This is a genomic window from Desulfobacula sp. (genome assembly GCF_014237455.1).
GTDB lineage: Bacteria > Desulfobacterota > Desulfobacteria > Desulfobacterales > Desulfobacteraceae > Desulfobacula.
The window spans coordinates 1-20,866 of sequence record NZ_JABZFL010000045.1; the positions used below are offsets into that span (position 1 = coordinate 1).

16 protein-coding genes, 1 tRNA gene and 1 rRNA gene are annotated in these 20,866 nt (G+C 40.3%); 9 read left to right on the forward strand and 9 right to left on the reverse strand.

The annotated features are described in order from the left end of the window. The first annotated feature begins 125 nt into the window (after window positions 1-125). Window positions 126-242: ribosomal RNA gene (rrf, locus tag HGJ91_RS06585) — 5S ribosomal RNA — on the forward strand. Window positions 243-349: 107 nt separating this feature from the next. Here the strand turns inward: rrf and HGJ91_RS06590 are convergent. The 3 genes from HGJ91_RS06590 to xerD all read right to left on the reverse strand — a co-directional run bounded on the left by HGJ91_RS06590 (window position 350) and on the right by xerD (window position 10,590). Further along, on the reverse strand, window positions 350-7,873 hold the full coding sequence (locus tag HGJ91_RS06590; protein ID WP_291346917.1) for a type I polyketide synthase: 7,524 nt from the start codon (window positions 7,871-7,873) through the stop codon (window positions 350-352). A 155-nt stretch (window positions 7,874-8,028) separates the two neighbouring features. Further along, the gene (locus HGJ91_RS06595; RefSeq protein WP_291346918.1) at window positions 8,029-9,585 is read right to left on the reverse strand and encodes a PfaD family polyunsaturated fatty acid/polyketide biosynthesis protein; all 1,557 of its coding nucleotides are present in this window, start codon (window positions 9,583-9,585) and stop codon (window positions 8,029-8,031) included. A 117-nt stretch (window positions 9,586-9,702) separates the two neighbouring features. Then, a complete protein-coding gene (xerD, locus tag HGJ91_RS06600) occupies window positions 9,703-10,590 on the reverse strand; it encodes a site-specific tyrosine recombinase XerD (RefSeq protein ID WP_291346919.1) in 888 nt (295 codons plus the stop codon). Window positions 10,591-10,768: 178 nt separating this feature from the next. Here xerD and HGJ91_RS06605 point away from each other — a divergent pair, with 178 nt between their 5' ends. From HGJ91_RS06605 to HGJ91_RS06630, 6 genes are read left to right on the forward strand one after another with little or no spacing between them, the layout of a single operon-like run. Then, window positions 10,769-11,548 (forward strand): ParA family protein, encoded by a 780-nt coding sequence (locus tag HGJ91_RS06605; RefSeq protein ID WP_291346920.1) that lies wholly within the window; start codon window positions 10,769-10,771, stop codon window positions 11,546-11,548. Next, window positions 11,545-11,988: a hypothetical protein gene (locus tag HGJ91_RS06610; protein WP_291346921.1), complete on the forward strand. Its 444-nt coding sequence runs from the start codon at window positions 11,545-11,547 to the stop codon at window positions 11,986-11,988. Before HGJ91_RS06605 ends, HGJ91_RS06610 begins: the two co-directional genes overlap by 4 nt. 21 nt (window positions 11,989-12,009) lie before the next feature. Further along, window positions 12,010-13,125, forward strand: coding sequence for an aminofutalosine synthase MqnE (gene mqnE / locus HGJ91_RS06615; RefSeq protein ID WP_291346922.1), 1,116 nt, complete (start codon window positions 12,010-12,012; stop codon window positions 13,123-13,125). Between the two features lie 13 nt (window positions 13,126-13,138). Continuing rightward, window positions 13,139-14,209 (forward strand): cyclic dehypoxanthinyl futalosine synthase, encoded by a 1,071-nt coding sequence (gene mqnC, locus HGJ91_RS06620; protein ID WP_291346923.1) that lies wholly within the window; start codon window positions 13,139-13,141, stop codon window positions 14,207-14,209. Beyond that, window positions 14,206-15,384, forward strand: coding sequence for an amidohydrolase family protein (locus tag HGJ91_RS06625; protein WP_291346924.1), 1,179 nt, complete (start codon window positions 14,206-14,208; stop codon window positions 15,382-15,384). The genes mqnC and HGJ91_RS06625 overlap by 4 nt, the downstream gene beginning before the upstream one ends. Continuing rightward, window positions 15,377-16,231: a menaquinone biosynthetic enzyme MqnA/MqnD family protein gene (locus HGJ91_RS06630; RefSeq protein ID WP_291346925.1), complete on the forward strand. Its 855-nt coding sequence runs from the start codon at window positions 15,377-15,379 to the stop codon at window positions 16,229-16,231. The genes HGJ91_RS06625 and HGJ91_RS06630 overlap by 8 nt, the downstream gene beginning before the upstream one ends. Here HGJ91_RS06630 and HGJ91_RS06635 read toward each other — a convergent pair. The 6 genes from HGJ91_RS06635 to tadA all read right to left on the reverse strand — a co-directional run bounded on the left by HGJ91_RS06635 (window position 16,208) and on the right by tadA (window position 19,515). After that, window positions 16,208-16,516: a HigA family addiction module antitoxin gene (locus tag HGJ91_RS06635; protein WP_291346926.1), complete on the reverse strand. Its 309-nt coding sequence runs from the start codon at window positions 16,514-16,516 to the stop codon at window positions 16,208-16,210. The genes HGJ91_RS06630 and HGJ91_RS06635 overlap by 24 nt on opposite strands. A 13-nt stretch (window positions 16,517-16,529) precedes the next feature. After that, window positions 16,530-16,667, reverse strand: coding sequence for a type II toxin-antitoxin system RelE/ParE family toxin (locus HGJ91_RS06640; RefSeq protein WP_367142578.1), 138 nt, complete (start codon window positions 16,665-16,667; stop codon window positions 16,530-16,532). 36 nt (window positions 16,668-16,703) lie between these two features. Next, complete coding sequence (locus HGJ91_RS06645) at window positions 16,704-17,093, reverse strand: hypothetical protein (protein WP_291346927.1); 390 nt, start codon at window positions 17,091-17,093, stop codon at window positions 16,704-16,706. Between the two features lie 561 nt (window positions 17,094-17,654). Further along, window positions 17,655-17,731 (reverse strand) — tRNA-Pro (locus HGJ91_RS06650). A gap of 39 nt (window positions 17,732-17,770) precedes the next feature. After that, entirely contained in the window at window positions 17,771-19,060 is a 1,290-nt protein-coding gene (locus HGJ91_RS06655; protein ID WP_291346928.1) for an adenylosuccinate synthase, read from the reverse strand. After that, window positions 19,060-19,515 (reverse strand): tRNA adenosine(34) deaminase TadA, encoded by a 456-nt coding sequence (gene tadA / locus HGJ91_RS06660; protein WP_291346929.1) that lies wholly within the window; start codon window positions 19,513-19,515, stop codon window positions 19,060-19,062. Before tadA ends, HGJ91_RS06655 begins: the two co-directional genes overlap by 1 nt. Window positions 19,516-19,837: 322 nt before the next feature. On the opposite strand from tadA, the gene HGJ91_RS06665 reads away from it, so the two are divergent. Next, a complete protein-coding gene (locus HGJ91_RS06665; protein WP_291346930.1) occupies window positions 19,838-20,557 on the forward strand; it encodes an IS630 family transposase in 720 nt (239 codons plus the stop codon). Continuing rightward, the coding region (locus HGJ91_RS16500) for an IS630 family transposase (RefSeq protein ID WP_367142579.1) at window positions 20,457-20,866 on the forward strand (410 nt) is incomplete at its 3' end. The genes HGJ91_RS06665 and HGJ91_RS16500, both read left to right, overlap by 101 nt.

A 20,866-nucleotide genomic window follows, 5' to 3' on the forward strand; every position in this document is an offset into this window, starting at 1 on the left:
AGTAATGTGTTCAGCTAACTGGTACTAATAGGTCGTGAGGCTTAGCCACTTCTTCCACTTATAAGCTTAAACGCTTTACTGCGGACATATTAAAGATATTTACTGCAATGGATTATATAGTTTGAACCGGTGGCTATGGCAAAGAGGTCACACCCGTACCCATCTCGAACACGGAAGTTAAGCTCTTTAGCGTCGATGGTACTGCATGGGAGACTGTGTGGGAGAGTAGAACGCTGCCGGTTCATTTTTTTCAAGAAGGCTCTGGGCATCAATTGCGATGCCCAGGGCCTTCTTTTGGTTTGGATACTGTCGTAAATTGATCCAGACCAATTTACGACTCATTTTAAAATTATTCTTGACTCAATTTTTTTTCAGAAACTTGTTTCTTTTTTAAATTTTGTTTTGATGGGCGTGCTTTATTGAAATCAAGGCTGAAATCTTTCATTTCATAAATACAGATGCCGTCAACCGTAAGAGCACCATCTGCTGTAACAGAATAGTTATCGTTTTCATGGATGACGTCTTTTATATGGGCATGGAGTTCTATTTTTTTATTTGACGGTATGATTTGTCCCCTGTAGATCCATTCATGGGGTTGGCCCTGTGCCATTTGTGTTTCACATTCGTTTGCAGGGATATCAAATTTTTTAAGAAGAAAAAATCGAATCATTTGAAGAAAGGATTCTATTCCTAGAGAACCCGGACAGACCGGGTCCTGATAAAAATGTGCATTAAAAAACCATTCTGAAGGATCAACTATTTTTATCGCCTTAATATATCCCTTTTTATAAAGACCGGCATCAAAGCTTAAAACCTCAATAGTATCAATCATTCTCAGGGCCTTTGAAGGCATTCCGTTGTTATTATCATAATTTTTGTCTTCTGGAGTTAAAGGAGCGTCATTTTTGAAGTGATAGCTTTTTGCATTTTCAAGAGTCTTTTTCGATAATGAATATCTATCAAATTTGCTGTCTCTGATACCGATCTGATTTGAAAGAGCCTGCTGGGTAAAAAAACCAAAATTGGTGGTTCCTTTATAAACCGCATTGCCATCCTTTAATACTTCCATGTCAAAATCCTGGATGATCATACTCCCTGCTTTGGATACATCCGTCATCCGGGTTCTGATAGTGATGGTGCCGCAATTTTTGGATAAAGATTGAATCAGTGTGGCTTTTCCCCCCAGATTTCTAAAATGGAGCCTTTCATCACTTTCAAGGGCGGAACCCGCATATGCAGCCAGCCAGCCACAGGGCTGAAGCGCAATTTCAAGGAGGATGCAAAAGGGTATGGTATCGGTCCTATTGGCATTAAAATACCACGCATCTTTTGGAATATCATATTGAGTTTCAATCCATCCGCCCGGTTTCATTTCCCATTGAGGATGATCTGCCTTAAGTACCCGGTCCATAAAGAAGTAAGGCGGTCTGGGAAGACGTGCAATCTGCCTTTCTTTATCAAATATTTTATACTTATCTCCAAATGCTTCGGAAGGGTTTCCCTGGGCAAAAGAAAGAATGGATTTTTTTGAAAAAAGAGGGTTGGTTTTAAATTTTTCATTTAAGACAGGATCGGTGATCGCTTCAAATCCAGTGATACTGGCGACAACCATATTCTTCTCATCCAGAAAGGTAAAATAGCCTTTTATTTTGGTTTTGGTCTCTTCATTTACTGTAAAGAGAATTCGAATAGTTCCTTTTAGTTTATCAAAGGATGAATACAGCCTTAAATTGGCAATAAAACTTGGCAGACAAACCTGTCCCATTCTCTCATGCGACCAGAGTATGGCAGCCTGGAAAGCTGCATCCAGCATCATGGGTTCAATAGTCCATTTTGAATTGTAAGGGGTTTTAAACCATTGATCAGGAGTTGGCGCCAAACATGTAATAATCTCAATACCCTTTTTTGAATATCCATTGATAGATTGTATGCCCTGCAAAGCCTTCCCATGGAAAAGGACATCAAGATAAGCTTGCTTTGCCGGGAGTGAATAGGGCTTTAATTCCATAAAAGCGGCTTTGGACAACACCGGTGGTTTGGGCAGCTTGTCTTTTAATATAACAGCACAGCTTGAATGAATAACCTGAAGGTCACACGTAAATGAGTGTTTGCCGTCATCTTCTGATGTAATACTGCTGAATGTCTCATACCCGTTTTCACATGGTTTACACTTTTCTAAGTTTACATTGATACTTAAGTTTTTTCCCCCGGGTTTAATGCCCTTTAAAAGGCGTATGTTGTCTATTCCGGCAAAAACAAGGCCCGGATTATTTTTTTGGGCGGCATGGGCATGACATTCCATTAATAATGCAAAAGGAACCACAGGTTCTTCTGCTATCTGATGGGAGGCTAAAACAGGTGTTGCCGTTAACCCAAAAGACAGGGACATCGCCTTTGTAAATTTTGGTTTTTTCGATTTTTTCTTTTCCAAAAAATGTGCGCCAATGATCACTTCAGGGCCATTTTTTTCTATGCTTCCCATTTCATTTAATAATTGTCTGGCGCCGGCTTTTAAAGGGATAAGATCAATGCCTCGTTTTGAAAATTCTTTTTTCAAAGATGCATTAACCATTCCGCCTTCCCAAGGACCCCAGTTGATTGACAGGAATTTACAATCAGCGTCTTTTAATGCCAGTTTTTGAGCCGTCTTATTTAAGATTTCATTTGCCATTGCATAGTCACATTGTCCCCGGTTGCCGGTTCGGGCAGCAATGGAAGAAAATAAAACAAAATATTTGAGTTTATCCTGTTTTGATGCAGACAAGAGGGCTTCAAGTCCCCTTACTTTTGTCTCCAGCACATGCGTAAACTGATCAATATGTTTATCAATGATCAGTTTGTCTTCAAGGACCCCTGCACCATGGATGACGGCTGTTATTTGCTTGAACTCTTTTCGTACAGTTTTAAAAACGATATCAATTTCTTTTGGTTTTCTAATATCTGCTGAGAAGTATCTAACCCGGGAGCCATTTTCATTCATCAATTGAATATTTTTTTTAACTTCCCGGTTGGACATGATTTTTTGATATATTTTTTCTATATCAGCGGGTTTTGGGGTCTGATTTTTAAACTCATGGGTTAATATGGCTTTTTTCAGTATTCCAGGGTCATGAATGTCTTTTGCCCATTCAGGTTCTGAAGATGGAGCCTTTGATCTGCCGATAAGAACAATGGTGGGGGAATATTTTTTTGCCATTTCAATGGCACATGCTGCGGTAACGCCTTTTGCCCCGCCTGTAATAATGACCACATCATCAGGGTTAAGATCAACATTGCCATGTGTCAGATTTTGATCAGACAGAATGGGGATATTACAGCTGTCTCCATCCAGACCCATTTCGACAGCGCCATGGGTCATCATTAAAGAGACGGCAGCTTCAGCATTTTTCGCACATTTTTTTTTGGAATCAGGCATGTCCAATGCCCGGCATAGAACATTTTTCCACTCAAGACTGGCTGTTTTTGCAAGTCCTGCAAGCCCGCCGTAAACCGGGTCACTATCGAAAGCTTTTCCTGTAAATCCAAATCCGCCGCCTAAAAAAGAGACAGTTGTTAAAAAGGCACCTTTTTCACTGCCGGAATCCATGAGATAACAGGCATTTTTCTTTACGAGTAGAAAAGCCGATTTTAAAAATTCTATTGGAGTATCCGAATTGTTTTTATTAAAAGAATCCGGTACCAGGACAAGACCTGCAGCATCCGGCAAGTCCGGAATGTTTCCGTTGCTGATATCAATCAGATCTGCAGCTATTCCTATTTTTTTAAATTCCGCTTTAAACAGGTTGGCTATATTTGAGCTATCTATCGTAATGTAGATTTTTTTTTTAGCTGGTATTTCTATTTTTGCGCCATTATAAAACCTGATCTGATTGGTCGGATATTCCTGTAAAGAAACAATTTGTCGGGTCAGTTTTTTATCCAAGCTAATATTATTTGGTTTTTTTTGGGGCGCATCATTGGACACTGATATTTTTTTTTCCAATTCAACTGGTGCTTTCTGATCACTCTTTGTCAGATATGTAATGATTTCTTCAATGGTTTTCAGATTTGCAATGTCATCGGAAGAGATGGTCTCGATATGATCCAGTTCCTGCTCAAGTTTTGAAAGAATTTCTACCCGTTTAATGGAATCAATTCCTAAATCTGATTCAAGATTCATGGACGGTTCCAGCATTTCAACGGGAAATCCTGTTAATTCGCTTATGGTATTGACCAGTACTGCTGAAACGGCTTGACAGGTGTCTTGTTTAATGTCCTCTTGAAGGATAGTATTGGTGTTAGTGGTATCAGTGTCCGCTTCCCCGGTAGTTTCAATGACAGCAGCAGTCTCTTGTATGGCATGACTAATATCTTTCAGCGTTCTGACGGAACCGATATTCTCAGTCGTTAATCCCTCACAGGAAGGGATTTGTTTTTCAAGCTCTGAAATAATCTCCACTTTTTTAATTGAATCAATGCCAAGATCAGATTCAATGTCCATCTCTGATTCCAGCATCTCAACAGGGAAGCCCGTCAACTTGCTTACAATTTCAAACAGGATTTGTTCAATTTGAGCATTAGAATCATTGTTTTCAGACTCAGCAGGCAGGTCCATCTCAACTCGCTGTGGTGTTTCAATTTGAGTATCAGGTTCAATCGCTTGAGTTTCACTGCTAACGGAAGAGGCTTGAGAAACTGTGATTTTATTATTTTCCTGACGGGCAGGTTCCGATCTGTGTTCGTTCATCGCAGGTGAAGCAAGATTACGGGTTTGCTTCATCATTCTCGCCAGGGTTTTGCTTGCCTGGGCCTGTGTTTCAAGAAATTTTTCATGAGCCCGGGCTGTCTGTGTTTGAAGCTGCTGCATGGCTTCAAGTCCTTTTTGAACCATTTTCATGGCTTCAGTGGCAGGTGAACTCAGATTATTGTTATCATTTTTTTGTGTATTTTGAGATGTCATATCAGATCCTTTTAAAACTGACCTGTTTTTATTAACTGCTTGTTTTTGTGATGGTTTTGATTTTGGAATACTGCTCTTGTTTTTCGGCTTAGGATTGGCACCTGAAAGGTTTATTTTTATTTTTTTAGGCGCCGGTTTTTTTGCTGCATCCTCCCAGGGGGTAAGATCAACTGCAAATCCCCTTGAAGCGATCATACACAATACGTGGGCAAGATCTTCAATTCCTGATTTTTTTCCTGAAGATGCGTCAAGAGAAATCGCTGTAATATCATTTTTTTGTAAAATTGATTTTACCAGACCTGTTAATACCGCCTTGGGGCCGATTTCTATAAAAGTGGATACGTTCTTGTCCAGCATGCACTCAATATTTTCAACAAAATTGATCGGGCTTATCAGTTGATTCCCAAGAATTTTTTTGATGTCATGTTCTTTTCTCACATAAGGCTTTCCCGTTGTATTGGAGAGGACATCAACAGGTGTAGGTGAAAATATTTTTGAGGATAAATCCTTTTTAAAAGGGGTTACAGCATTTTGAACAAGTCTGCTGTGAAATGCTGCCGCAACAGGAAGCTTAACGGCTCTTAGTTTTTTTTGTTTACAGATTTTTTTTGCGCGAAGGATTTCGTTGGTCGAGCCGGATAAAACCCCCTGGGTTTTGCTGTTTTTATTTGCAAGAATTAAATCAAGTTTTTCATTTTTTACCAGTGCCTCAATATCTTCCAAAGGGGCTTGAACAGCAAGCATGCTGCCCGAATCACCATCCTGGTGTGATCCGGCGGATGCCATATATTTTCCCCGTGCAGCAGCAAGAAAAAGAAAAGATTTTTCATCCATCCAGCCGGCTGAACAAAGGGCTGATAATTCTCCAAAACTGTGACCACAGGTTATTGCAGGTTTTATTCCAAACCTTTTTAACACTTTAATCATAGCAAGAGAGACTGCACCTATAGCCGGCTGTGCAATGTCGGTTTGGCGAAGCTCTTCTTCCGATTTTGTTTTTGTCTGCAAATGGGGTGGAGGGGAGAATACATATTTATGTAATGGCTTGAATTTTGACGGTTTGTTGTTTGTTCTGGAAAAAATATCTGTTGCCTGTTCTAAGGCTTCCAAAGCTTCAGGAAATATTGAAACAAGATCTTTTCCCATACCCGTGTATTGGCTTCCCTGTCCGGGAAATAAAAAGCCCAGCTTTCCTTCTTTTTTCTCGGATGAAAAATAGATATTCGATTGTGATTTGCCGGTATCAATACTTTCCTTGGCGTCGGTTAGATCCTTTTGAATATCATCATCTCTTCTGTGAACAATCAGCAGTCTGAAATCATGGCGGGCTGAAAAGTTTTGTCTTGATTCATGGGACAGCCAGGCAATGGTCTGTCTCTCTTCCTGAACATTTTCTGTCTCATTCAGATTTGTTTTAAACGCATAGAGGTTGTCCAGAAGCCCCTGTTTTGTATTAGATGAAAAGGCAATAATTTGTATGGCCCCATCCCATGAAACATGAGACTTTGAAGACTTGTACTCTTCCAAAACCACATGAAAATTACTGCCGCCAAAACCGAATGCGCTGACACCCGATCTTCTGGGATGACCCGATGCTTTTAATGCTGATTTTTGTATCCAGGGTTTGGACTCGGAATTTAAATAGAAGGAAGAATTATTGATATCAAGTTCCGGGTCAGGCTTTAAGGCTTTTAGCGTTGGGGGAAGGACCTTGTTGTAAAGGGATAAAGTAGTTTTTATAATTCCTGCAGCCCCTGCCGCAGCCTTGGTATGTCCGATCATGGATTTAACCGAACCAATGGTCGTTTGATTTTTTTCAGAAGAGTGTTCAAAACATTTTTTTAATGCCTCAAATTCCACTTTGTCGCCAACCCTTGTTCCGGTTCCATGTGCTTCCACGAGCTCAACCGTGGAAGGGTCAAACCCTGCCTCGCGATAGGCTTCGTTTAATGCTTTAAGTTGTCCTTTGGAATTTGGGGCATAAATGGCCGAGGTCCTGCCATCGCTTGAAGTACCGATGCCTTTAACGACGGCATAAATTCTGTCATTATCCTTTTGAGCATCTTCAAGACGTTTTAAAACCAGCATCCCGATACCTTCACCCAGGACAGTACCGTCTGCATCTTTTGAAAAAGGTTTTGCATCGCTGGTATGTGATAGAACCCCGGTTTTTGAAAAGCACATGTGCATGAAAATATCATTCAATGTATCTACGCCACCGGTAACGGACATATCGCATTTTTTGGAAACAAGTTCCATGACCGCCGTATGAATGGCAGACAAAGAACTTGCACAGGCAGAATCTGTTACCGTATTGGTTCCGGAAAGGTTTAAGCGGTTTGCGATTCTGCCAGCAACAACATTGCCAAGAAGGCCCGGAAATGAGTTTTCCTGCCATTGGACATAATCGCCTTGTATCCGTTGAATGACTTCTTTTTTTTTGTCTCCACTGATTCCGGAATCTTCCAAAGCCTTTTTCCAGATAGGATGTCCAAGCCGTGCGCCTAAAGGAATAACCAGTTCCTGAGTGCCGGTAACCCCTAAAATTACATTGACCTTTTTTTGTTCAAGGACAGGATGATTCATCGGGTATCCGGCATCTTCAAGGGCCATTCTTGCTACTTCAAGTCCCAAAAGCTGGGATGTGTCCGTGGCTTCTATATTATTGGGGGGAATTCCATAACTTAAAGGGTCAAAGGTTACAGATGGAAGAAAACCGCCTCTTTTGCAGTATATATGGTCTGGTGTGGAGGGGTCCTGATCAAAATAGTCTTTTAATTTCCAATGGGTATCATCAGGAATATCTTCAATCGCATCAATACCATTAAACAGAAGATGCCAATATTCTTTCAAGTTATTGGATTTTGGGAAGATACATCCCATACCGATGATGGCAACGCTATTTTTAAGATGCCTGTTATTCTTTTTATTCATGCCTGTTATTCTTTTTATTCATGCCTGTTATTCTTTTTATTCATAATATAAATTTGAATTTAAACAATTAGAATTGTGGACAATATACTATCTTGAGATAGGGGAATCACCCAATTGATCAGGGTTTGACAAAAGTTTTACATTGAAAGGAATGGCTAAAGAAAACTGAAGATTTCCTTTTTTTTCATAGGTTTGAAATCACTTGCATCCATTGGCAGCTCGATTCCCTGGATTTTTAAAATAGATGCCCTGATACAGATACAGGCACCGAACATGAGATTAAAAGCGATTTCAGCAGTCCTGCGGTTTTCATGGGTTTCAAGAAAACTGCCTTTCACCCACTGGTTGAAGGCACCAATGGCAGGCCCGCACCAGATCTGGTAATCCATTTTTCTCTGGGGAATGCCCTGGATAGCCCATTTTGACGAAAGGCCAAGATAGGATCTAAAAACAAGGGCCATTTTATATTTTGGATCATTTTGGGCTCTTTTAATTTCTTTAATATTCCCGGCTTTCCGGAAAAAAATTTTTGTGGAGTCCCAGGCCTCTTCAAACGTTTTCTGCAAAAACTTTTCCTGGATTTCCTGCTTTGATTTTTCGTCAATTTCATCAAAACTATTGCAAGATTTATAAAATTTGTAAAGTTTATCAGCTCTTACAGGAAACAGGGTCCCCCGTTTTAAAACCTGAACCCTTGCGCCGATCTCAAACATATCCGCAGCAGGAGCCATGGCCATATCTGCCTGATCAGCCTGGCAGAGCATCTTTTTAACATCTTCACAGATCCCGGCTTCAATACAGGATTGATTGATTGACCCGGTGAGGATATAGGCTGCTCCCATTCCAAAGGCGGCAGCTGCTGATTGTGGGGTAGCAATCCCCCCTGCAAGCCCAACGCACAGGGGCTCTTTGTAATTGTAGATTTTCATGAATTCGTTCTTTAAAGCAATCATGGTCGGCAATAAAGCCAGTGCCGGGCGATTGTCCGTATGCCCGCCCGAGTCTGCTTCTGCTGTCAAATCCTGGGCCATGGGAATATATTGAGACAGTCTGGCCTCCTGCCTTGTAATCAAGGCCTTTTCAAGGAGGATATTCACCAGTTTTTCAGGCGGCGGAGAGAAAAACTGCCGTGCAATTTCAATTCTTGATACTTTTGCGATGATATGATGGGGCGTAACAATATGCCCCTTATCGTCTTTATAAATTCCTTTAATTCGATAATAGACAAGAGCCGGGGTCATGCGCATGAAGGCAGCAGCACTGACTCGGTTGATATTATACTTTAAATAAAGGTCAACCGTAGCCATTTCATGGGCAGGGTCACCCAGGGAGTGGATCAGGTTAAAGCCAAAGGGCTTGTCTTTCAGGGTATTTGTAAGCTTGATAATGTTTTCTTCAATTTTTTCAAGGCAAAGGCCGCCGGCACCCAAAAAACCAATCATCCCATTCTTTGACATGGTTTTTACCATATCCGCAGACGTAATTCCATTGGCCATGGCTCCGGCAATATACGGATATTTTAAAGAGTGCCGTTTCTTAAATTTTTCATCACCAAGGTTTTCAAGCCGGACAGGTGGAACAAATGCTTTGAAACGATGCAAACCATCATCTTTCGTTACAAAATTAAGCCCGTCATCGTTCTGAATAGCAAAAATGGGTTTGTTCACCTGCATGAGCAGTTCTTTTAATGGTATTGAATTTTCCATAGGCATTTTTAATGTTTTCCGTATAAAAATTTAGACAAAAAGCTTTTAATTGCTGTTTTTACAAAATAGCAGCCATATCTAATACCATAAAAGGAATTTAAGAATCAATATGGAAATTTTTGATTAATTTCTCGGATGATATTTTTGATGCATCTTCATTAAGTACTCCCTTGAGATGTGGGTATATATTTGTGTGGTCGATATGTCTGAATGGCCCAGCATGGTTTGTACCGACCTTAAATCAGCACCGCCTTCAAGCAAATGAGTTGCAAACGAATGCCTCAATGTATGGGGCGTGATATTTTTCGATATATTGGTAAGAAGGGCATATTTTTTTATGATTTTCCAGAAAGATTGACGGGTCATGGGTTTTCCGGCCCTTGCAACAAAGAGATATGGCGTTGGAATTTTTTTTAAAAGGGATGATCTGCCCTCTTTGATCCATTTTTGCGTGATGGATCTTGCATGGGAACCAATGGGAACGATTCGCTCCTTGGAGCCCTTTCCCATCACTCTTACAAAATTTGCATCAAGGTTAACGTCCTGTAGACAGAGTGAGATAAGTTCAGAGACCCTCAGGCCTGCTCCGTACATAATTTCCATCATTGCTGAATTCCTCAGTTCCCGGGGTTTTCTGATATCCGGGACATCAAGAAGATCTGCAACTTCACTGACACTCATGATTTTGGGAAGTGACAGACCGGTTTTAGGAATATCAACATTTTTTACAGGGCTTTTCGTTACTTTTTTTTCATTAATTAAGAATTTATATAAACCGCGGATGGTAATCAAATGCCGTGCTCTTGATTTGGCTGACAGCCCCTTTTTAGCAAGGTCGATAATCCAGGCAAGAATGACGGTAGTATCTACATCATTTAAATCATGGATATGGTTTTTTTCAAGAAAAGTGATGTATTGGGCCAGATCCGCTGAATAGGACGCTACACTATTATTAGACAACCCTTTTTCAACAATAAGAAAATCAAGATATTTTTGAGTTAATTCATCCACATATTTCTCCTCTTTGATCTTGTTTCGCATTATGATATATTCACAATATTATTTCAACTCACCCTGAATATTTCATTGGTTTTTATTTGGAAATCATGGATAGGGTTTTGATGGTGGATTTGGGGTTAACCTATATGATGATTGAATTTTTTGATAATTGTGCTAAAGGTACAGGGTCATGAATAAAATAATTACTATAGCCGGCCAAAAGGGGGGCGCAGGGAAAAGTGCTACAGCGGTAAATCTTGCCACATCATTGGCTTTGTTAGAAAAAAAAACGCTGTTAGTAGACTGTGATCTACAGGGATGTTCCACCCAGGGGTGCGGTATTAATGGCCTGGATTATAACTGTGATATTGCATCAGTTTTGTCTGGTCGGGCAAAGGTCACGGATGCGGTGGTGAAAACTCAAGTCAACTATCTGGATATGATACCTGCAGGATTTAATTTGTTTCAAGTTGCCGCGAAGTTGGCAAAAAATTCTGAAAATGAAAAAATTTTACGCCTTTTTTTAAGAGATGTTGAAGATGAGTATGAGTATATTATTATTGACCCTCCCTCTTCATACGGGTTTTTAAGCGTTACAGCCATGACAGCAGCTGACTGGCTGCTTGTCTGTATGTCTGTTCATCACAATTCAATCGAAGATTTCCATTGTTTACTCCGAACGGTAAAATATATTCGGACCACTCACAATGTTCCCTTGAAGATAGCCGGAGTTCTTTTCAACAGGTGTGAAGCAAAAGAAGATATAGTCTCCTTTATAGAAAATCAGAACTTTTCGGATATAAAACAAATGGCTTATGATACGTTTATTCCTGAAGATGACACTATTAAAAGATCAATCGATTTAAAGATTCCTGTGGCATTGCATGATATGAAGAGTCCGGCAGCTGAGGCGTATTTGAGTTTTGCAGAGGAAATACATTTTTTCTTCAATTCGAGAGGTGTTTTATGAAACTTACAAAGTCAGAGACCATTCAGGAATGTGAAAAAGCATTTATTGATACAATAAATGCAGGATTAGACCGGGACGCCATTGGAAAAATGCTTTTCGAAAAACACAGTTTCACACTTCAAGAAGAAATAGATTACAAAAAGGGTGACCTGGTGGTTTATAATGATACTATCGCATATAAATTTGATTTTGAAATTAAGGTCCCATTATCTGTAATTTTTAACAGACAGGGTGAATGTTTAGAGGTTTCAACCACACGAGATAATTTTGAGGAAGAAAGCGAAGACGATTTGCTTGATGAAAAGAAGACGGCGGCCCCTTCAATAAGTCCTGAACAGGAGGGTAAAGTGGCTCAGATGGCTTCAGATATTGCAGATATGATTTCTGAAATAAACCAGCCGGAAACAGACCCGTCAGAAACAAAACATGAAGATGAATAATGAATGCGGAAGCTAAACCAGATGAAGTTACCCCCGGTATCGGATATGTCAGTATCAATGTTTATTGATAAAAGACTTGAACGTATTTATTCGAAAGTCTTAAAAGGCTCCCGTCTTTCCAAGGAAGACGGGATTTGTATTTATGAAACCCATGATCTGATCGGTCTGGGGCAGATTGCAAACCATGTCAGAAGGTCTTTGCATGGCAATAAGGCGTTCTATATTTATAATCAGCATTTAAATTATACCAATATCTGCAAAAACCGGTGCCGGTTTTGTGCCTATGCCAGGGACCGCAAAGAAAAAGGCGCCTATGCCTGGTCCATTGAAGAGATTGAAAAAAGGCTTTTGGAGCGCATTGATGAACCGGTTAATGAACTGCATATTGTCGGGGGGCTTAATGAGGATTTGAATTTTGAATATTTTATTGATCTTTTAAAGACAGTCAAAAGAATCAGACCCGGAGCCACTATTAAGGCATTTACCAGTGTGGAAATTGATTATCTGTCCAATCTTGCCGGGGTCTCTTTGGAAGAGACCATTCAAAGCTTGAAAAATGCAGGGCTAGAAATGATGCCGGGTGGCGGGGCAGAAGTCTTAAATTCAAGAATCCATGAAGAATTGTTCCCCAGAAAGATCAACCATGAACGCTGGCTTGAGATTGTAAGGGCGGTTCATAAGGCCGGGATTAAAACCAATGCCACCCTGTTGTACGGGCATATTGAAACCATTGAAGAGAGAGTGGATCATCTCATCACACTTAGAGAATTACAGGATGAAACAGATGGATTTTCTGCGTTTATTCCGCTGGCATTTCATTCTGGAAATACAAAATTATCCCATATCCCGCCCACAACGGCCATGGATGATTTAAAAAATGTGGCGGCAGCACGTCTTATGCTGGATAATTTTGATCATATCAAAGCGTACTGGGTGATGATCGGAGAAAAACTGGCCCAGGTAGCCTTAAGTTTTGGGGCCGATGACCTGGACGGGACAATTATTGAAGAGAAAATTACCCATATGGCCGGTGCAACATCAGCCAAAGGCCTTACAAAGGATCAAATGGAGGATATGATCACAAAAGCCGGATTTGAGCCTGTTGAACGGGATTCTTTCTATCATCCGATGAACTGATTGTGTGACTATAATGGACAAATTAAATAGTATTATTGAGAAGGTTAAAGAAAATCAAAGAATAGATGTCAACGAAGGCCTGGCGCTTTTCAGGCAGGCTGATTTTTTGACCCTGGCACGTCTTGCAAACCACAAACGGTTTTATTATCATCCGGATAAAATTGTCACCTATGTGGTGGACAGAAATATTAATTATACGAATATCTGTGCATCCGGTTGCAGGTTTTGTGCGTTTTTTGAACCCCCGAACCAAGATCATGATCGGGCCAAAGGGTATATTATTTCAAAACAGGACCTGTTTGATAAAATTCAGGAAACCGTAGGCCTTGGGGGTACTCAGATTTTGTTGCAGGGGGGCATGCATCCTGATCTTAAAATTGAGTATTATATTGACCTGTTAACCTATATCAAAGAAAATTTTGATATTCATATTCACGGGTTTTCCCCCCCGGAAATAGATTTTATTACGAAAAAATCTTCTTTATCTATCAGTGAAACCATATCGATTTTAAAAAAAGCGGGTCTTGCTTCCATCCCCGGTGGGGGAGCGGAGATTTTATGTGATGATATCCGGCAGAAGGTATCCCCCAATAAGTGCAGTTCTTCCGAATGGCTTGAAGTGATGCGGCAGGCCCATCTACAGGGAATGAGATCCAGTGCTACAATGATGTTCGGCCATCTTGAAAAAGATTTCCATATCTTTGAGCATATGGATAAAATAAGAACCCTGCAGGATGAAACCCGTGGCTTTACAGCTTTTATCCCCTGGACCTTTCAACCGGACAACACAAAGATTGCTGTTAAAAAAAAGACCAGCGTGGAATATTTAAGGGTTCTGGCAATGAGCCGATTATTTCTTGATAATATTGATAATATCCAGGCATCCTGGGTGACCCAGGGAGATAAAATCGCCCAGACCGCACTTTTTTTCGGTGCAAATGATATGGGGAGCACCATGATTGAAGAGAATGTTGTGGCTTCGGCAGGTGTTGATTTTATGCTTTCAAAAGAAGAATTGACGCGGTTAATTACCAGGGCAGGGTTTGAACCACGGCAACGGGACTGCTATTACCATCTGCTATGACCACGAATCCCCAAAACGTTTCCTGTAGTGAAAGCCACAGCGGAAGAGAACTTCACCGGGCCGGCTGGATTATTGTTGATCCTTCTATTGTTATTGAGAATGGATACATTGAAATTGAGAATGGTTTCATACGGGGTGTTCACAAAGGAGCACCAAAAGAGAAGGGTATTGATCACGGCCCGGGTGTATTAATGCCGCCCCTTGTCAATACGCATCTGCACCTGGAGTTGTCTGCCTTAAAAGGCTGTCTGCCTTTTGATAAGGGATTTAAAGTTTGGATTAAAACGCTTTTGGAAAAAAGGGAGACCCTGGGACAAGAAAAATTGATTAAAGAAGCCCGAAAGGCTGTCAGAAATTTAATAAAATCCGGCAACCTCTATGTGGGTGATATCTCAACTCTTGGTATTACAAAACCAATTATTGAAGATTCCGCCTTAAGCGGCGTCTGTTTCCATGAGTTTCTGGGATCAGGCGGCCAACCATTTTTTGCCCAAAAGAATGATTTTATCTCCTTCTCTGTTGCAGGTCACGCCCCTCATACCTCCTCTCCTAAACTGCTCAAGGCATTAAAACAATGTGCTGAATCAAATGATCTGCCTTTTTCCATCCATGTGGCAGAGTCTGATGATGAATCAGAGTTTATTCATGATAAAAAAGGGCAGTGGGCTGATTTTTTAACTGACCGGGGGATAGACTGGTCATCCTGGGATATCGGATCAAAAACGCCTGTGTCATACATCAATGATATGGGACTGTTCGACCCTTTAACTATTGCCGTTCATCTGTTAAACGTGAATAACAAGGATATGGAAATACTTGCCCAATCAAAAACAAAGGTTTGTGTCTGTCCCAGGAGTAATCAAAATCTTCACGGAAAACTTCCTGATATTGAAAAGATGATAACTGCCGGCATTAAACCGGCTCTTGGGACTGACAGTCTTGCAAGCTGTGATTCTTTAAATATTTTTGATGAAATGGACTTTGTACAAAAACATTACCCGGGAATCGATCCCGCAGTTATTTTTGCCATGGGTACGATAAACGGCGCCAGGGCTTTGGGGATCGAAGGATTGACCGGCATACTTTCAAAAGGCAGAAAGGCGCAGTTTTTGTACCGATCAGTGGAAGCAATGAATAAAAAGGATCTTTTTCAAAGAATAATATCCAATGAATGATAAACAGGTAAATATTGGAAAAATCAGTTATATCAATGATGCTCCTGTCTACTACGGCCTTGACCACGGCCTTTTGCCCGACTGGCTGAGAATGGTGTCGGATGTGCCGTCTGTTTTGAACCGGAAAATAAAAACCGGGCAGATAAAAGTAAGCCCCATTTCCGCAGCATTTTACGCCATGAATCACAGGGAGCTGTTACTGCTTCCCGACTTGTCCATATCCTGTAACGGAAAGGTATTAAGTGTTATTCTGGCAAGTAATTATGAAATTGATGACCTTGAAGGCAAAAAGGTAATGTTGTCCCAGGAGTCAGCCTCTGCCGCCTCTTTTCTGAAAATGATATTTAGCCGGAAAAAGGTAACGCCTGTCTATGAAGTCGGACCTGTAAACAATTATCAAGAGATTTCTAAATCTGCTGATGCCGTCCTGGTGATCGGGGATACCGCGCTTAAGCATCCCTGGGATCAAACCTTTGAATATTGTATTGACCTGGGACAGCTCTGGTATGAAATGACACAGCTTCCCTTTGTATTTGCTGTCTGGGCGGTCAGGCGGTCTTTTGCACAGAAATATCCCTCCCGTGTAAAAGAAATTCACAAATTGCTGCTGGAGTCAAAAAAACAGGGATATCAGCATATCGACAAGATTGTTGAAGCTGGGACAGATAAATTAAACCTGGAGCAATCCGTCATTAAAGAATACTTTGATTTACTTTATTGTGACCTTGATGACAGAAAAATAAAGGCGATGCGATTATTTTTCGATTCTCTTCTTGACCAGGGAATTTTAAGTGAAAAAGCAGATATAGAATTTTTTACAGGGTCACGCATGGAGCATATTTTCTAAGGGTTGAATCTTTTCAATAGTATTATAGACTTCCTTATTATCCATTGCGTTTTCAATATCATAATCATTTTGGATTCCCATCCAGAACTCAGGAGATACTCCAAAATATTTCGATAGCCTTAACGCAGTGTCTACAGTCACCCTTCTTTTTTTGTTTACAATTTCGCTTATTTTCATTTGTGACACATTAATATCTTTAGCTAACCTGTACTGGCTGATCCCCAGGGGCTTGATAAATTCTTCTAAAAGTATTTCTCCTGGATGAACAGGTTTTATTTTTTTCATTTTCATACCTCCTTTAGTGGTAATCCACTATTGCAACATTATAAGCGTCTGGATGTTCCCATGTAAAACATATACGCCATTGATTATTGATCCTGATGCTGTATTGGTCTTTTCTATCCCCAGCGATTCCGAACGGGAGGGGTTTTTTTATCCTATTGTTTTAATAAAAGATATTGCTGTATCCTCGTTATCCCAAAATTTTTGGGATACACGTTTCAATCTCTGCTGAAAACGTCCCCATTACCAATCCGATGAAAAGCCATACAAGCCCGCAAAGGTTCAGCGGTATATCATCGACAAACAATTTTTTAGTGGTTGCTTGATTTTCCTGCAGGGCTGTTCTTGTTTTTTCGCCTTCACGTTTTATATCCTGTTCAAGTTTTCTCTGGTTTTGATTAATTTTTTCTGTTGTTTTTTTCTGGGACTGTTTTAAATAATCAAGATTGATAAATATTTTTTTTATTCGATCTCCAATACTCTGATCCGGGTTGTCGGGCATCCAACTTTCACGTGTTCCTTTTGCGGTTGCTGTTGCAGCAGGGACGACACCGTCAACGACCATTGAAACAGGTTTCATTTTTGGGAACCGTGGCAACCAATCTTTTAAGGTTTCAAAATATGATTTGAGCTTAAACATTTTTTTTAAATTTAAAAGATTTCTTAGGGCGACACCCAGTCCCAGGACCTGTAATGAAAACCCTGCTATCCGGATAGCGAGCTCACTTTTCCAAACAAAGCACAAAAGACAAAATACAAAACCCAGCACAAGCAGGCATAACAATAAAATTCTGCGTTCTAATATCCATATAATAATATTCCGCAACCAGATAAGGTATTTTTTTATTATGGTCATATTCTTTTCTTTTTTGCCGCCCGGACAAAATCAATAATTTTTTTATTTTTATTTGTTTCCAGTCCAGGTATCCGCTCGATCTGTTCCCTTAATAAGTTTGTATTTGTGTGCTGATAAATTTTTGTTACGAAATATCCCATAAAATTATTTGCTATAGCTGATGAGACAAAAGACGTTGACGGCAATATAAGATATAAAATAAAAAAGGTTAAAAAAATTACCGTTCAGGGCATTTATGCTGTATCCCAAAATGATACTTTTTTGATTTTTAAATCCTTGTAAACCTGGTCGGGATGAGAGGATTTGAACCTCCGGCCCCAGCGTCCCGAACGCTGTGCTCTACCAGACTGAGCCACATCCCGACTGCAAGAAAGATTTATACACAAAAAAAAGTAAAAAGTCTAATTGAAAATATTTTCTTTTATAATGGTTGCTTCCCTTCCCGGCCCCACAGAGACGATTTTAATTTTAACATTGGAAAGTTCTTCTACCCTTGCAAGGTACTTTTTTGCTGTTTCAGGCAGGTCGTCAAACTCTGTGATGCCGGAGATATCCTGCTTCCAGCCCGGATGGCTTTCATATACAGGGGTACATTCCTGCAACACTTTGATTTCAGGGGGGAAGTTTGAAATTTTTGTTCCCTTATGTTCATAACCGGTACAAATTTTGATCTCATCAAGATCATCAAGGACATCAAGCTTGGTGATGGCAAGGCCGGTCAGGCTGTTTAACCTTACAGCATTCTTAAGAACGACCATATCCAGCCAGCCGCATCGTCTCTTCCTGCCCGTAGTGGCACCGAATTCCGAACCGGTTTTCTGGATTTTATCCCCAATGTCATCAAATAATTCGGTTGGAAACGGGCCGGCACCAACCCGTGTGGTATAGGCTTTTACAATCCCGATGATGTCATCAAGATTTGCAGGGCCGACACCAGATCCGTTGGCGGCATTGCCGGACACAACAGAGGAAGATGTCACAAACGGATAGGTCCCGTGTTCAATGTCAAGGTGGGTCCCCTGGGCTCCCTCAAATAAAATGGTTTTATTGTTATTTATTCCGTCAAACAATATCACGGAGACATCTGCGATATAAGGCAGCAATCGATCTTTGATCTGTTGAAATTGATGAATGACCGTTTCCGGGGCAATGGTTTCGGTGTTAAAATAAGTTTTAAGATAAAAGTTTTTTTCTTCAAGAATAGTGATTACTTTCTCTTTGAAAAACTCAAAATCAAGAAGATCACAAAACCTGATCCCTCTCCTTGTTGCCTTGTCCTCATAACAGGGACCGATTCCCCTGCCGGTTGTCCCGATCTTCTGATCTCCTTTTTTGGCTTCCCTGGCAGCGTCGATCAGCTTGTGATAAGGCATGATGATATGAGCCCGGTTGCTTATTTTGAGCATATCCGGTGAAATATCAATATTATTTGATAATAAATAATCAATTTCCTCCAGTAAAACAAAGGGGTCGACCACAACACCATTGCCGATAAAGCATTTTTTACCCTGGAGAATGCCGGAAGGGATGAGGTGGCTGATAATTTCTTTGCCGTTGACGACCATTGTGTGGCCAGCATTGTTACCCCCCTGAAACCGGACGACATAATCTGCATGTTCACTTAATAAGTCAACGATTTTCCCTTTGCCTTCATCTCCCCATTGTGTACCGACAATTACTGTATTTCCCACTAGTTACTCCTTTTATTTATAAAAAAACTTTTTATGAGCTGTTTTGTTTTCTCTTTACATATCCCCGATACGATTTCAGGGTGATGGTTTAATCGTTTATCATCTGCCATGGTATATAATGAACCTGCCGCCCCCCATTTCGGGTCTTTTGCTCCAAAAACAACTCGTTTGATCCTGGCATGGATAATGGCGCCCATACACATAATGCAAGGTTCAATGGTAACGTACAACGTCGTGTCAATCAGCCTGTAATTGTTCAATGCCCGGGACGCCATGCGCATGGCATTGATTTCAGCATGGCTTGTGGGGTCATTTGATGATATGGGGCAATTGTAACCATATCCGATAACATCGTTGGCCTTATCCACAATGACTGCGCCGACAGGAACTTCATCTATATCCGCTGCTTTTTTTGCCTCCTTAATGGCAAGATTCATATAATATTCATCATCCATAATCTAAGCTATGTTTATATAAATCTTTTTTCCTAAGGTCAAACGAATTAACCGGTTTGATTATAGTAAGTTTATGCTCACTGTGAACAGGAATGGTACAATCTGAAAATGTGGCTTAACTCAGTCTCCAGTTTTTTGGGTAGGATCATGTGGTGATTTTCCATATATTTGGTATGAAAAATTTTTGCAAACTGATGTTGCTTCCTATTATAGGATTTTTTTTCAAAAATAGATGTTAAGCATAAGGACATAAATATTTATAAAAAATATTGACATTCTCCTTGCTGTTTGAAACTATAAACATAAACGGCAAGGAGGAACCATGTTAAAAATTCAACTATCCAATGAACAACAACTGGAACTCAAAAGCTTTCGAAAACAGGCCTCTTCAAAAGATTCTGAGAAAGCCTTGATGACTCTGTTAAGCAACGATGGTAAATCAGTACCTGAAATTGCATTGATGTTAAAACGCAACCAACACACTATTAGGGATTGGCTGAAGCGATATAAAAATCAGGGAATTAAAGGGTTGAACCGAAATTTTTCTCCGGGAAGACCAAGTACCATGCGAAAAAAAATACAACATCAAATTGGTAAGATAATTGGAAATTCCCCAATGGCATATGGTTATCAGGACTCAACCTGGAGTGTCCCCTTGATTACTTTTGAGGTAAATAAAAATCTTAATTTAAATGCAAGCTCAAAAACGGTAACCCGAGCTCTAAAGAATATGGACTATGTTTATAAACGCCCATCCAAAACCACACCAGGTCATGCTCCAACCAAAGAAGAAAAGCAGGAAACCGTAAAGAAAATGGTACAAGAAATTCTAAAAATAATTGACCAGAAGGAAAGTGTGATTTACACCCTCGATGAATCGCATTTTTCAACAGAACCCTATCTTGTTCAAGGTTGGTTTAAAAAAAGGTGGCCGCCACAGGATTCCAACACCCAAAAAGAGAGAAAGCCTCACCTACTTTGGATGTTTGAATATCAGGACACAAAAATTTTATTGGAAAAAATCGACAAAATCGGGCAGTGAGCCATTCCTATGGTTTATAACACAACTACGCCAAAGGACGCCGGGAAAGCAAATCGCCATTATTCTGGACAATGCCAGCATCCATAGATCAAAAAAAGTAAAAAGATATTTGAAGCGACATAAAAATACCCACATTTTTTATTTGCCAACATATTCCCCAGAGTATAATCCGGTGGAACTGTTCTGGAAATGGATTAAGCCGAAGGTTTATGGGTTTTCAGCGTTAGGAGGGATTGCAGAGTTGGTTACCAGGTTTAGGAAATTAGTATGGCATTACAACAGAGGCAATCTGCATCATCCAATAAGGTT

Bases quoted from the DNA above. Each gene is read 5' to 3' on its own strand.
- HGJ91_RS06595 (WP_291346918.1), bottom strand. From the start codon at position 9,585: ATGCCTATGGAAAATTCAATACCATTAAAAGAACTGCTCATGCAGGTG.
- HGJ91_RS06635 (WP_291346926.1), bottom strand. From the start codon at position 16,516: ATGAAAAAAATAAAACCTGTTCATCCAGGAGAAATACTTTTAGAAGAA.
- mqnC (WP_291346923.1), top strand. From the start codon at position 13,139: ATGGACAAATTAAATAGTATTATTGAGAAGGTTAAAGAAAATCAAAGA.
- HGJ91_RS06630 (WP_291346925.1), top strand. From the start codon at position 15,377: ATGAATGATAAACAGGTAAATATTGGAAAAATCAGTTATATCAATGAT.
- HGJ91_RS06605 (WP_291346920.1), top strand. From the start codon at position 10,769: ATGAATAAAATAATTACTATAGCCGGCCAAAAGGGGGGCGCAGGGAAA.
- tadA (WP_291346929.1), bottom strand. From the start codon at position 19,515: ATGGATGATGAATATTATATGAATCTTGCCATTAAGGAGGCAAAAAAA.
- HGJ91_RS06610 (WP_291346921.1), top strand. From the start codon at position 11,545: ATGAAACTTACAAAGTCAGAGACCATTCAGGAATGTGAAAAAGCATTT.
- HGJ91_RS06645 (WP_291346927.1), bottom strand. From the start codon at position 17,093: ATGAAACCTGTTTCAATGGTCGTTGACGGTGTCGTCCCTGCTGCAACA.
- HGJ91_RS06665 (WP_291346930.1), top strand. From the start codon at position 19,838: ATGTTAAAAATTCAACTATCCAATGAACAACAACTGGAACTCAAAAGC.
- HGJ91_RS06590 (WP_291346917.1), bottom strand. From the start codon at position 7,873: ATGAATAAAAAGAATAACAGGCATCTTAAAAATAGCGTTGCCATCATC.
- mqnE (WP_291346922.1), top strand. From the start codon at position 12,010: ATGAAGTTACCCCCGGTATCGGATATGTCAGTATCAATGTTTATTGAT.
- HGJ91_RS06625 (WP_291346924.1), top strand. From the start codon at position 14,206: ATGACCACGAATCCCCAAAACGTTTCCTGTAGTGAAAGCCACAGCGGA.